9 protein-coding genes are annotated in these 12,978 nt (G+C 74.5%); 4 read left to right on the top strand and 5 right to left on the bottom strand.

Annotation, left to right across the window (positions count from 1 at the left end; genetic code table 11):
* Nucleotides 1-15 precede the first annotated feature (15 nt).
* From OG617_RS16860 to eccCa, 4 genes are all read right to left on the bottom strand, one after another.
* A complete protein-coding gene (locus OG617_RS16860; protein WP_405102878.1) occupies nt 16-1,434 on the bottom strand; it encodes a S8 family serine peptidase in 1,419 nt (472 codons plus the stop codon).
* 84 nt (nt 1,435-1,518) lie between these two features.
* Complete coding sequence (locus OG617_RS16855; protein WP_405102876.1) at nt 1,519-1,797, bottom strand: WXG100 family type VII secretion target; 279 nt, start codon at nt 1,795-1,797, stop codon at nt 1,519-1,521.
* 28 nt (nt 1,798-1,825) lie between these two features.
* On the bottom strand, nt 1,826-2,134 hold the full coding sequence (locus tag OG617_RS16850; protein WP_405102874.1) for a WXG100 family type VII secretion target: 309 nt from the start codon (nt 2,132-2,134) through the stop codon (nt 1,826-1,828).
* A gap of 469 nt (nt 2,135-2,603) precedes the next feature.
* Entirely contained in the window at nt 2,604-6,563 is a 3,960-nt protein-coding gene (gene eccCa, locus OG617_RS16845; protein WP_405102872.1) for a type VII secretion protein EccCa, read from the bottom strand.
* A 203-nt stretch (nt 6,564-6,766) separates the two neighbouring features.
* Between eccCa and eccD the strand changes: the two genes are divergently transcribed.
* Nucleotides 6,767-8,164: a type VII secretion integral membrane protein EccD gene (eccD, locus tag OG617_RS16840; protein ID WP_405102870.1), complete on the top strand. Its 1,398-nt coding sequence runs from the start codon at nt 6,767-6,769 to the stop codon at nt 8,162-8,164.
* A gap of 134 nt (nt 8,165-8,298) precedes the next feature.
* Here the strand turns inward: eccD and OG617_RS16835 are convergent, their stop codons facing one another.
* Nucleotides 8,299-9,495 (bottom strand): type VII secretion protein EccE, encoded by a 1,197-nt coding sequence (locus OG617_RS16835; RefSeq protein WP_405102868.1) that lies wholly within the window; start codon nt 9,493-9,495, stop codon nt 8,299-8,301.
* A gap of 149 nt (nt 9,496-9,644) precedes the next feature.
* Between OG617_RS16835 and eccB the strand changes: the two genes are divergently transcribed.
* The 3 genes from eccB to OG617_RS16820 all read left to right on the top strand — a co-directional run bounded on the left by eccB (nt 9,645) and on the right by OG617_RS16820 (nt 12,922).
* The gene (eccB, locus tag OG617_RS16830) at nt 9,645-11,225 is read left to right on the top strand and encodes a type VII secretion protein EccB (RefSeq protein ID WP_405102866.1); all 1,581 of its coding nucleotides are present in this window, start codon (nt 9,645-9,647) and stop codon (nt 11,223-11,225) included.
* Nucleotides 11,226-11,343: 118 nt separating this feature from the next.
* Complete coding sequence (locus tag OG617_RS16825) at nt 11,344-11,712, top strand: hypothetical protein (RefSeq protein ID WP_405102864.1); 369 nt, start codon at nt 11,344-11,346, stop codon at nt 11,710-11,712.
* Nucleotides 11,705-12,922 (top strand): WXG100 family type VII secretion target, encoded by a 1,218-nt coding sequence (locus OG617_RS16820; protein WP_405102862.1) that lies wholly within the window; start codon nt 11,705-11,707, stop codon nt 12,920-12,922. The genes OG617_RS16825 and OG617_RS16820 overlap by 8 nt, the downstream gene beginning before the upstream one ends.
* Nucleotides 12,923-12,978 lie beyond the last annotated feature (56 nt).

Genomic DNA, 12,978 nt, shown 5'->3' with positions numbered 1-12,978 from the left:
TCTCAGGTGTCGGTGTCAACGCGGCTGCGGGTCCGCCGGGGGAGCCCCGGCCGGCCCGTCGCCCGGCGGCAGGCCCGGCCGCCCCGCCGGGCCGTACGGATGTGGGCCCTGCTGCCCATACGGGTGCGGGGCCGTCGGCTGCCCGAGCGGTCGCGGCTGGTGCGGGTGCTGCTGGTACGGCCGGGGGCCGTGGCCCGGCTGCGTCTGGCCGGGCGGCGGCGGCGGGCCGCCCACCGGGGCCTGCGGTACGCGTCGCCGCGCCGCCCGTCGGTTCACCACGATCAGCACCACGACCACCGCGCCCACGAGGAGCACCGCGAGCAGACAGAGCCCGAGCTGGATCGGTGCGTTGTCGGCCAGGCCGACGGAGATCGCCGGACGGTCGTCGCCGTCCTCCCCGTCGGAGGCCGCCGGGGGTGTCGGCGAGACGCCGGTCAGCAGCGGGTTCGCGTCGGCCTTCGGCACCGAGCGGGTCAACGCGGCCAGCACGTCGACCGAGCCGAAGCCGTACTCCGGGTCGCGGCCCCGGGCTCCCTGGTCCCGCGCGGTGCGGACCAGCCGGTTCACCACGTCGGCGGCGTCGAGATCGGGATGGCGGGACCGCACCAGCGCGGCGATCCCGGAGACCACCGCCGTCGCGTCGCTGGTCCCGTCGGTCACGCCGTAGCCGTTCGGCGAGACCGGTGGCGGCACCGGGCCGATGATCCGCTCACCGGGCGCGGCCAGCCCCACCTCCGGGCCGGTGACCGACCCGCTCCAGAGGGACCCGGTCTTTCCGGTGGCACCGACGGCGAGGACGCCGGGAATGTTGGCCGGCAACGGCACGGCCCGGTCGACCCGGCGGTTGCCTGCGGCGGCCACCAGCACCGCCCCCTTGCCGAGCGCGTACCGCACGGCCTCGGTGATCTGCGGATCGCTGCCGGTGACGCCGACGGACAGGTTGATCACGTCCGCGCCGTGGTCGGCCGCCCAGCGGATGCCGCCCGCGATGTCCCAGTCGCGCGGCAGGCCGAGGGCGACCGGCAGGATCTTCGCCTCCGGGGCGATGCCCAACTGGTGCATGGACCCGCCGCCCCGCCCGGCGATGATGCCGGCCATCTTGGTGCCGTGACCGTTCTCGCGGTCCGGGTCGGAACGACCGTCGGCCGGCACGTCCTTCGAGAAGGAGGTGCCGGGCAGGACCTGGCCCTTCAGATCGGGATGTGCGGCATACACCCCGCCGTCGACCACGGCGACCGTCACGCCCTTGCCCTTGGTCAGCTTGTGTGCCTCGGGGATGCGCAGCGTGTCGAGGTACCACTGGAGGCCGCGTACCGTGTCGGCGGCACGGACCGGCGCGGGCCCGGCCAGCAGGCCGGCTCCGGCGGCGGTTACCAGCGCCAGCACGGCGGCTGCGGACCGCAGCAGCGGCCGGCGGTGCTTCCCCGTACGCATCGCTCCCCCAGGACCCTCGTCGACCCGTCACGCAGAACGGCTCCGGTCCGGTCGAGCCGGACCGGAGCCGCGCCGGTAACTATCTCAGCTCCAGACCTTGGAGTTGCTCATCTCGGTGGTGACGTAGTTCGCCCGGGCGATGCCGACGGCACCGCCGATTTCGTTCAGGATCTTGTTGATGTCCCGGACGGCGGTGTCCCACTGCGCCTGGTGCTGCTGGTAGGCGACGCGGTCCTCGCCCTCCCACTGGAGCCTGGTCAGCATGGTCCGCAGCGTGTCGAGCTTCTCGTCGAGAGTCCGCGCGATGGCCGTCATTTGCTGGTTGCTGCTCTCGAGGACAGCGTAGTCAACCTTGATCGTCACGATTTCCTCCTCTGCGCCTGGCTGCCGGTCACGGGTTCAGAGCAGAGTGGAACTTGTCCAGCATCTGCTGCTGATCTTCGTCGTTGACCTGGTGGGTCGTGCCGGACTTGTCGAGCAGGTCGGCAATGTTGTCCATTGCCGTCAGCAGCAGCCCGGTGTCCTCGTTCCAGCGCTTCATGAGCATCTGGAAGCCTCCGGATGCCTGCCCCTTCCAGGCGATCGCCAGGTCGTCGACCACGCCCAACAGCTTCTTCAGCTCGCCGTCGACCTCGCTGCGCGTGGACCGCACGTCATTCGCCGCGGTATGAAGAGTCGATGCTTCGACCTCGAACGCCATGCTTCACACCCTTCCGTCATCGTTGTGGCGGCGGTACTCTGCCGCGCCTTCCCCCGCGGCAAGGCAACCAACCCCACCGACGGACACTCTGAATGAGACGGTAACCGATTCCGGCCAACCCGCGCAGCCCTGCATCCGTACCGTTGCTTTCGGACAGGTGGAGACCACAACGGGCTACGGACCCTGCGGCGGAGGCGGAACCGACCCGGCCCACAGCCGGCCTCAGGACGGCCGGGTATAGGACCTCACGTGCATCACCACGCCGACCACACCGCGATCAGGATCGGGATGAGCGCCTCCACCAGTGCGTTCACGGCGTCGTTGAAGGCGTCCCGGGCGGAGGTGAGGGTGTCCTTGTTGGCGCTGCGCCCCCGGCGCCGCCGTAACCCCGCGAAGTGCTCACCACGGTCCTCTCTTCACAAGCGACGATCGGCCCGACGCTACCGGAGCGGGTGCCCGACGTCCGACCCTAGGCCGGCTCGGACCAGGCCGTCTGGATCAGCTGCTGACCGTCGCGGCGGCGCACCAGGGTGCCCCGGCCCGGCGGCTGCGGGCTCGGCCGCAACGTGCCGAAGACCGACCCCTCCTCCCGGTTGCCGGACATCAGCAGGCCCGGGGAGTCCAGCTCGCGGAGGCGTTGCAGCACCGGCTCGTACAGCGCCCGCGCCACGCCGCCCACACGGCGGGTGATGATCAGGTGCAGGCCGATGTCGCGGGCCTGCGGCAGCAGCTCCTGCAACGCGCTGAGCGGGTTGCTGCCACCGGAGGCGACCAGGTCGTAGTCGTCCACCAGGACGTAGAGGTCCGGCCCCTTCCACCAGCTCCGGTCGCGCAGCTGGGCGGTGGTGACGTCCGGCCCGGGCAGCCGGTTCGACAGGGCGCTGCGGATCGACCCGAGCCCCTGGCCGAAGGCCTGGTTGGACGGCGCGTAGTCGAGCAGGTGCTCGCCCTCCACCGCGCCCAGCAGGCCGCGCCGGTAGTCGGCGATGACCAGCCGCGCCTGCGCCGGGGTGTACCGCTCGACGATTCCCTTCGCGATCACCCGCAGCAGGTTGGTCTTGCCGCACTCGGCGTCGCCGAAGACCGTCAGGTGCGGCTCGTTCGCCAGGTCCAGGTACACCGGGGCGAGCGCCGACTCGTTGACACCGATCGGCAGGCCGGGCGCCGACCGGTCGGTGACCCGGGCCAGCTCGTGCAGCGGCAGGCGGCGTGGCAGCAGCCGGACCTTCGGGGCCGGCGTGCCCGGCCACGCCCGCGCCACATGCCCGGCCAATGCGACCGACGCCTCGGTCAGGTCGTCGACGTCCCGGCGGCTGTCGATCCGGGACACCGCGGCCATGAAGTGCAGCTTGTCGCGGGTCAGGCCGCGGCCCGGGGTCTTCTCCGGGACGTTCTGCGCGGCCCGGCGGTCGATCTCGGACTCGGTTGCGTCGCCGAGCCGCAGCTCCAGCTTGGTGCCGAGCAGGTCCCGCATGCTCATCCGGATCTCCGCCCAGCGCACCGCCGTGACCACCACGTGCACGCCGAAACCCAGCCCCCGGTTGGCCAGGTTTGTAATGGTCTGCTCCAGCTCCTCGTACTCCTGGCGCAGCGTGTTCCAGCCGTCCACCACGAGAAAGACGTCGCCGAACGGGTCGTCGGCGAACTCGCCGGCCGTCCGACGGCGGCGGTAGCCGGCCACCGAGTCGATGCCGTTCTGGGCGAACCGCTGCTCGCGCTCGTCGATGATCCCGACCACCTCGGCGACCGTCCGGCGGACCGCCTCGGTGTCCCGCCGGCCGGCCACGCCGGCCATGTGCGGCAGCCCTTCCAGGCTGCGCAGCGCGCCGCCGCCGAAGTCGAGGCAGAAGAACTGCGCCTCGCGCGGGGTATGGGTGAGCGCCAGCGAGGCCAGCATCGACCGCAGCATGGTGCTCTTGCCGCTGAGCGAGGCACCGACGATGACCACGTTGCCGCCCGCGCCGGCCAGCTCCACCATCATCGGGTCGCGCCGCTGCTCGTACGGACGGTCGACCACGCCGACCGGGACGGTGAGCCGGCCCCGACCCTGCCAGCCCGAGGTGGTCAGGCCGTACGTCTTGTCGACGGCGAGCGGGCTGAGCAGGTCGAGCAGGCTCGGCGGCTCGGACAGCGGCGGCAGCCAGACCTGGTGGGCCGGGCGGCCCCGGCCGGCGAGCTGGTCGATCAGCACGTCGAGCATCGCCACGGCCTTGCCGTCTGTCGACTGCTCCGGCTCGGCCACGGGCTCCATCGGCAGCTCCGGGGCGCGCACCGGGACGAAGTCCGTGCCGTACGGCACGATCCGGCGCTGCACCAGCGCCTGCGACGACTTCTGCTCCCCCGCCGCCCGGTACGGCCCGGACACGTACGCGGCCCGGAACCGCAGCATGGTGGTGGTGTCTGTCTTCAGGTACCCGTGGCCCGGGGCGCTGGGCAGCTCGTACGCGTCCGGCACGCCGAGCACGATCCGGCTCTCCACCGCCGAGAAGGTGCGCAGGCCGATCCGGTACGACAGGTGGGTGTCCAGGCCGCGCAGCTTGCCCTCCTCCAGCCGCTGGCTGGCCAGGAGCAGGTGCACGCCGAGCGACCGGCCCAGCCGGCCGATCATCACGAACAGATCGATGAAGTCCGGCTTCGCGGCGAGCAGCTCGCTGAACTCGTCGCAGATGATGAGCAGGCTGGGCATCGGGTCCAGCTGCTCACCGGCGGCCCGCGCCTTCTCGTACTCGAACCGGGACACGTAGTTGCCGGCGGCCCGCAGCACCTCCTGGCGGCGGTTCATCTCGCCGGCCAGGGCGTCGCGCATCCGGTCGACCAGGGGCAGCTCGTCGGAGAGGTTGGTGATCACCGCGCTGGTGTGCGGCAGCGCGTCGAGCGAGGCGAACGTCGCGCCGCCCTTGAAGTCGACCAGGACGAAGTTCAGCTCCTCCGACGAGTGGGTGACCGCGAGCGCGGCGACCACCGTGCGGAGCAGCTCGCTCTTGCCGGAGCCGGTCGCGCCGATGACCAGGCCGTGCGGGCCCATGCCCTCGTGCGCGGACTCCTTGAAGTCCAGCTCGACGACGTTGCCGTCCGGGCCCACACCGAGCGGGATGCGCAGCCGGTCCCGTTGGCTGCGCGGGCGCCAGGTCCGCTGCACGTCGACCGTGGCGGCGTCGCCGATGCCGAGCAGGTCGGGCAGCTCCGTGCTGCGGGACAGCGGCTCATCGGCGCTGGCCTGCTGCTGGGAGAGCCGGTAGGGGGCGATCTGCCGGGCCAGCCCCTCGGCCGCGGTCGCGGTGAGCCGGTCCGGCCGGCCCAGCCGCGACACGGACGCCCCCCGGACCAGGTCGAGCGCGGCGCCGTCGCCGACGTCCAGGCAGAGCAGCCAGCGGCCGGCGTCGCGGGGGACGGCGCCGGACAGGTCGACGACGGTGGTGCCGAGCAGGCTCGGGCCGGTCAGGTGGCAGGTTGCGGCGACCTCGCCGCCGTCGATCAGCACCACCACGTGCGGCGCGGTGGTCAGCGGCTTCGCCTCCGGGGAGAACCGGGGCCGGCCGGCCAGCTCGTCGGCGAGGGACTCCTCGGCCTCGGCGAGGGTGGCGAAGACCAGCCGGCGGGCGCCCGCCGCGTCGCTGCGGCCGGGGTGCTGGGCGTGCGGCAGCCACTTCACCCAGTCCCAGGCGGGCTGCCGGTCCGGGGCGACGACGACCGCGACGACGAGGTCGTCCGGGGCATGGAAGGTGACGAGCTGGCCCAGCGTCGCCCGGGCCAGGTCGAGCACGGGTTCCCGCTCGCCGCGCAGCACCACCCGGGAGAACGCCCGCACGGACAGCGCGGTGGGCAGGGCCGGCACCGTCGAGTGGGCCCGGACGAACCGGCGCAGCGCGATCGCGCTCATCGGCTCCAGGTCCTCCACCGGCTTGGTCTCCGGCGGCACGATCTCCACCGCCAGCCGCTGCGGGCCGACCGCGATCCGGGCCTCGCCGAAGTCGTCCTCGGTGACCCGCCGCTCCCAGAGCCGGCGGGACGCGGCGATCGACCAGAGCGCGTCGGGCTCCGGGTGCCGCCAGGCCATGGCGGCCCGCTGCTGCTCGGCCGCGCGCCGGGTGCGCTTGCGCATCTGGGCGAGGTAGCGCATGTAGTCGCGCCGCTCGGCGTTCAGCTCGGCCTTGTCGTTGCCGCCGTTGCTCAGCGACCCGAGCGCCATGCCGAGCATCGAGACGCCGAACAGCCCGCCCGCGACGTACGTCATCATGCCGCCGCCCCGGCCGGCGTAGAGGAACGCCATCGCGCCGACGCCGCAGACCATCGGCAGGATCATCAGCAGCTGCCCCATCCCCCGAGGGGTCGGTTCGGGCAGCTCGGGCGGGGACTCCAGCAGCACCTCGCCACGCGGCAGGGCGGGCCCCGATTGGCGCGGAAGCCGGCGGAACACCACGGTGCTCACGGCTGTCTCCTCCCCCAGAAGCGGCCCGGACACCGACCGGCACGGCACGAGGTGCGGCCGGGGGGCCACGACGACCGAGCGCGGGCCGTCGGGTGGGCATCGTACGTGGACGCCATCGTAGGTAATCTCCCGTGGGCGTCGTGGACCCACGGTGCGGTGCCGCCCCGGTGGGGTGGAGCGTAGGCGAGCGCGAGGAGGCCACAGTGGCGACGAAGACGGCGACCGGTGGTCTGAGCCGGATCACCATCGTGGCGCCCCGAACCCGGATGGATCTCGCCCTCCCCTCCGACGTGCCGCTGGCCGACCTGCTGCCGACCCTGCTCCGGCACGCCGGGGAGGACCTCGCCGACGACGGGGTCCGGCACGGCGGCTGGAGCCTCGCCCGGCTCGGCGGGCAGCCGCTCGACGGTGGCCGTACCGCCGCGCAGCTCGGCCTCCGGGACGGCGAGGTGCTCTACTTCACCCCCCGCGCGGCGGCGGCCCCGGAGATCGTCTTCGACGACGTGGTGGACGCGGTGGCCACCGCGACCAACCAGCGCCCGGGCAGCTGGCAGGTGGGCACCACCCGCTCGTTCTCTGTGCTCTTCGCCGCGGCGGCGCTGTCCGCAGGGGCACTGGCGGCGCTGTTCGCCGGCCCGCCGCAGCTTCCCGGCGCGATCGCCGCCCTGCTGGTCGCGGTCGCCCTGGTGGTCAGCGCCGCAGTGCTGTCCCGGGCTGCCGGTGACAGCCGGACCGGCTCGGTGCTCGCCCTGGCCGGCATCGGGCACGCCGCGACCGGCGGCCTGCTGGTGCTGGCCGGTGACCGGACGCTGACCGAGCTGGCCAGCCCGCACGTGCTGCTCGCGGCGACCGCCGTGGTGGTGTTCGGTGCGGTCGCGGCGCTGGCGGTCGGCGACCGGCTCCCGCTCTTCTTCGGCGCGACCGCCGTCGGCGCGGCGGTGGGCCTCGGCGCGGTGGTGAGCCTGACGTTCTCCGCCGGTGCTCCGGCCGCCGCCGCGGTGGTCGCCACGGTCGCGTTCGCCGCACTGCCGGCCCTGCCGATGGCGTCCTACCGGCTGGCCCGGCTGCCCGTCCCGTCCATCCCGACCGGCCCGGACGACCTGAAGACCGACACCGAGACCGTGGACGGCCGCCGGGTGCTGCGGCTCAGCGAGCGGGCCGACGCGTTCCTCACCGGCCTGCTGTGGACGGTGGCGCTGCTGGTGCTGGGCGGGGAGTTCGTCCTCGCCCTCGACGGCCGGCTGCCGTCGACGCTGCTCTGCCTGGTGCTGGCCCTGCTGTCGCTGCTGCGCGCCCGGCCGTTCATCGGCCGCGCCCAGCGCACCCCGGTGCTCCTCGCCGGCACCCTCGGGCTCGGCCTGGCGGCGGCGGCCACCTTCGCCGCCGGCTCCACGGCGCTCCGGCTCGGCGTGGTCCTCGGCGGCCTGGTCGTGGCGGCCGTGATCAGCCTGATCTACGGGCTGACCGTGGCGGGCAAGCGGATCTCGCCGGTCTGGGGCCGACTTTTGGACATCGTCGAGATCATGCTGATCATCTCGCTGGTCCCGCTCGCGGCCTGGGTCTGCGGCCTGTACGGCTGGATCGTCAACCTCCGCCCCTGACGGCCCACCAGCCACGGCCGGACAACGGCCGGCCCCACCAAGCACCGCCGGACGACCACCGGCCCCACCAGCCACCGCCGGGCGGGGACGGGGCCGGTCCGGCCCCGTCGGCGGAGCGCCCGACCACGCCGGCCTCACTCGGCGCGGTGGTCGATGACGCGCAGGGCGACCGGGGCGGTGGCGTAGACGCCGGGGCCGTGCTCGCCGTCCAGCGGCCGGGCTCGGACCCCGCCCCGCCGGGCGACGTCCCGGACCGCCTTGACCAGCGCCTCGACGTGGTCGGCGGGGGCCGCGACGCGCAGCAGTGGCGGGGTCGGCCGGTCGCCGGGGCGGATCACTGCGGCGAGCGTGTGGGACGGGGCGGAGGTCGCGGTGACCGCGTCCACCAGGGCGCCCCAGGGAACCCCGGAGCGGACGCGCAGGGCCAGGCAGCGCTGGGTCCAGCCGCCGCCGCGCAGCCCGGTCCAGGTCTCCGCCTGCGGCGCGGGCGCCAGGTCCATTCCGGCCGCCGAGACGACCGCGGCGCGCAGTTCGTCCCGGCCGAGGACCCGGTGGCTCAGGCCGGCGGCGTGCAGCGCCTTGCCGAGCCGGCCGACTGCGGTGGACACGGTCCGGTGCACGCCCACCATCCCGCCGCCCCGGGTCACCGCCTCGTTCCGGGCGTCCCGCACGGACAGCCGCACAGCCACCCAGACGGTGCGGTGGGCGGCCGGGGGAGCGCCCGGGGCCGGATACCAGACCAGGGTGTGCGAGACGACCTGGGTGAGGGAGACCGGGGCCGAGAACTCGGCCAGGACGGCCAGCGTCCGGTCCACCACCGCCGCCTCGACGGAACCGGCGGGCGCTCCGGGGCGCGGGTCCAGCGCCACGGCGGCGAACCAGCCCTGGCCGTCCTGGCCGATGCCGAGCCGGGTGCCCCGCTCGGTCAACTCGATCACGGTCAGCTCCGGGGCGAGGGCCGCCAGCAGGGAGTCGCCGGGGCCACCTGCGGTCACCGCCGCCCGGGCCCGCTCCCGGCGACGCCGCAACCGGCGGCGCAGCAGCAGGTCCTCATACCACCAGCGCCCGCCGCGGCGGGCGAAGGCGGCGGCGACCGTGGCCGCCGCGAGGACGGCGGCGACCCCGACCAGCCAGCCGGGGCCGCCGAGGGCGGTGTACACGGCGAGGGCGCCGAGCTCCGCCACGACGAGCTGCCCGACGACGACCGGACCGAGCCGGCCCCGGCTGCGCCGGTCGGCCGGGACGACCGCGCGGTCGGGCGGCGCCGGCAGCGCGGGCGGGTCGGCCGAGCCGGTGGCCGTACGACCGGGTGGCGCCTGGACCTGGGGCATCGGTGGCGTCCCTTCTGGACGGGCGGCTTCCTGAGCCGGTACGGGGTGGGCGGTGGTCCCGTTCCCCGACCGGCGGCCCCTTATCGTAGGGAAGCCCGCGGCGGAGCTCGGACCTGATCGCCGCTGACCCATCCCGCCGGAGGTAAGTCATGCGGACCCGCCGCGACCAGGTGCAGGCGTACCGCTTCGTCACCCGCCGGATCGTCTCCGCGCTGCTGTCCGGCGATCCGGAGACCACGAACCTGCCGATGCGGCGGCTCGGACTCGCGGTGATCGGCAGCGTGGTGGCCGCTGCGGTGGTGCTCGGCGGCGTCGGCGCGTACGGGCAGCTCACCGGCAACGCCGCGCCGCTGGAGGCGAACACGCTGGTGATCGAGCGGGAGACCGGGGCGACGTACGTCTACGTGGACGGCCTGCTGCATCCGACCCTGAACTACGCCTCGGCCCGGCTGATCCTCAACGAAGCGAACCCGGCGGCGCGGACCATGTCGCAGGCGTCGATCGCCGACCGGCCGCGCGGGCGTACCGTCGGGATCGTCGGCGCCCCCGACGCGCTGCCCGACCGGAAGTCGCTGATCGGGCTGCCCTGGTCGGTCTGCGACGTGCCCGACCCGGCCGACCCGCGCCGCTCCACCACCCACGTGGTGATCGACCGGCCGCTCTCCGGCGGCGTGCCGCTCGGCGACCGGGCGGTGCTGGTCACCGTTGACGGCGGGCGGTACCTGCTCACCGGCGATGCCCGGCTGCAGATCGCGGGCGGGGACCAGGCGACGGCGGCGCTGCGGATGGCCGGCGCCCCCACGGTCACCGTCGGCGCACAGTTGCTCAACGCCGTGCCGGCGGGTCCGGTGCTCCGCGAGCCCGACATCGAGGGCGAGGGGGAGGCCAGCCGGCTGACCGTGGGCGACGGTCCGGCCCGGGTCGGCGACGTCTTCCGGGCTGCCGAGCAGCACTACGTGCTGACCCGGGAGGGGCTGGCCGCGATCGGCGAGGTCACCGCCCTGCTGCTGCTGCGTGACGGCGGGCGGGTCACCGACATCACGCCGGACCAGGCCGGCCGGCTGCTGACCCGGGATCGGGTGGAGCCGGAGGGGATGCCACGGGCGCTGCCGGTGCTGCACCCGGTCCAGACGGGCCGGACGGTGCTCTGCGCCACCTACCGGAAGGGGGCTGCGGACGGGCCGCCCACGACCACGCTGGAGGTCTTCGACCGGGTGCCGGCCGAGCTGAACAGCCCGGCCACGCCGGTCCGGCAGGGCGCCCGGGACGCGGTCCGCACCGCCGAGCAGGTCCTGCTGCCGGGCGGGAAGGGTGTGCTGGTCCAGGCCGCCCCGGGTGCCGGGGAGGGCGGCGCGGGCACGCCGGGCTCGACGGTCTACCTGATTGGCGCCCAGGGGGTGCGCTACCCGCTGGGCACCCGCTCGGGGGACGCGCTGACCGCCCTCGGGTACGGCGGCGTGACCCCGCTGGCGGTGCCCGCCTCGCTGCTGTCACTGGTGCCGACGGGCCCCACCCTCGAGCGGGAGGACGCGCTCGCCTACTTCGCCCCGGCCCCCGCGAGCGGCAGCGCGCCGAGCCCTACAAACGGCAGTACACCGGCCGAAGGGGCAGGTCGCCCGTCCGCCGGGGGTCCGAGCCGCACGCCGGGCCGGGAGGCGAGCGGCGAGCCGAGCCAGCCCGCCGTGGACGGGTCTGCCGGGGCGACCGGGGCGCCGGCCACCGGCGGGTGACCACATCGGCCGGGTCGAAAACGCGTCGGCGGCACTTTCGCGGGTCGCCCAGGTTGACTCCCGTCCACTAACCTGGTTCTCACCAACGGTTATCGACGAGGACTACGGGGATGCTGCCATGACCGGGCGCACTACAGTCGACGTACTGTCCCTAGAGGACTTCCATCAGCGGTTGGCCGGTCGGCTCACCGAGGCCGAAACCGTGCTCAGGAAGCTCAAGACGGAGACGCAGTGCCACCCTCCGGAGCTGGGCACGTTCACGGACGCGACCAGCAACTCCAAGCGCTACTCCGACCTGCACACGACCTACGTCCAGCAGGTCGAGCGGCTCCGCGACGCGGTGCGGGCCGCGCAGAGCGCGACCGGCACGATCCTGACCAACTACAAGACCACCGAGGCGCGCAACGCGGCCAACTCCGCTGACATCGCCGCCGCCCTCGGCGGGGTCGACGACGCGCTGGGCAGGCAGGGGGACCGTCGTGTCTGAGTACACCGCGCGCTACGAGCACGTCAGCCACGAGGAGCTGTACGAGGCCGTGAAGGCCGGCGACCCGGCCCAGATCGACGGGCTGGCCGCCAAGTGGGACTCGATGAAGGGCACCCTCGACGGCCTCGCCCGCGAGCTGCAGAGCGACCTCGACAAGCTGGCCAACGGCTGGACGGGGGACGCCGGGCGGGAGTTCCAGCGCCGGGTGTCGCTGGTCGTCGACCACTCGACCACCCTCTCCGAGGGGATGGCCGACGTCCGCCAGGGCCTCACGCTGATGGCCACCCACCTGCGCACCGCCAAGAAGGACGCGGAGAGCCCGGACGAGAGCGACGACCACGACAAGGCGATCTCCGGGGCGATCAAGGGCGGCGCGGCCCTCGGCCCGGCCGGCGCGATCATCGGCGGCTTCATGGGCCACAATCAGGACAAGGCCGAGAAGAAGAAGGCCCACCGGCGGATGGTGCAGGTGGTGGCCGAACTGTCCGCCGGCTACGACCTGTCCGCGTACGGCCGGCTGGTCCAACCGCGGGAGCCGCACCGGGACCTGCCGTTCGACCCGACCACCTCCACGTCGACGCCGTCCGCCGGCCCCGGTGCCAGCGTTCCGGCGGCCGCACCGGGCTCCGCCAACGGCACCCCGAACACCGGCCACAAGACGGTGTCCGCCCCGGGCAGCCCGGGGCACGTGCCGGACATCGGGTCGACGCCTTCGGGCGGGGAGCACGGCGGGTCGACGCCCGGCGGCGTCGGCACGGTCGTCGGCGGTCCGGGATCCGGGACGTCGCTCGCCGGCGCCGATCCGTCGCTCGGCGGGGTGCAGCTGGTTAGCGGCCCGGCGGGCACGGTCAGCGGCGGGACCTCGGTCGCGACGGCCGGAACCGGGGCGGGGTCGCTCTTCGGGGCGCCCACCGGCGCACCGGCCGGCGGCGTGCTCGGCGGCGGCACCGGCTCGCTGGCCGGGTCGGTTCGCGGCGGGGCGGCGGTGACGGCACGGCCGGCCGGTGGCCTGGCGGGGGCCGAGCACCGCGCCGCCACGGGCGTGGGCCGGGTCGGCGCGAACGGGAGTTCCGGCAGCCGGGCGGGCGTCCTCGGCGGGCAGGGGCGGCCCGAGGACGAGTCCGACGAGCGGCTGACCTGGCTGACCGAGGACGAGATGGTCTGGGGGAACGGCGACACCGGCGCCCCGCCGGTGCTCGGGGCGAGCTGACCCGTCCTCTTCACCCGTACGGCGCGGGGCCCTCCATGCGGAGGGCCCCGCGCCTT

Source organism: Micromonospora sp. NBC_01412 (genome assembly GCF_045040215.1).
GTDB lineage: Bacteria > Actinomycetota > Actinomycetes > Mycobacteriales > Micromonosporaceae > Micromonospora > Micromonospora rubida.
Note: the sequence above shows the minus strand (reverse complement) of the source record. Positions and strands in the feature narration are given on the sequence as shown.

What these genes read in the sequence shown, in the direction of transcription:
- OG617_RS16835 (WP_405102868.1), bottom strand. Translation starts at nt 9,495, where the DNA reads ATGCCCCAGGTCCAGGCGCCACCCGGTCGTACGGCCACCGGCTCGGCC.
- eccB (WP_405102866.1), top strand. Translation starts at nt 9,645, where the DNA reads ATGCGGACCCGCCGCGACCAGGTGCAGGCGTACCGCTTCGTCACCCGC.
- OG617_RS16860 (WP_405102878.1), bottom strand. Translation starts at nt 1,434, where the DNA reads ATGCGTACGGGGAAGCACCGCCGGCCGCTGCTGCGGTCCGCAGCCGCC.
- OG617_RS16850 (WP_405102874.1), bottom strand. Translation starts at nt 2,134, where the DNA reads ATGGCGTTCGAGGTCGAAGCATCGACTCTTCATACCGCGGCGAATGAC.
- OG617_RS16825 (WP_405102864.1), top strand. Translation starts at nt 11,344, where the DNA reads ATGACCGGGCGCACTACAGTCGACGTACTGTCCCTAGAGGACTTCCAT.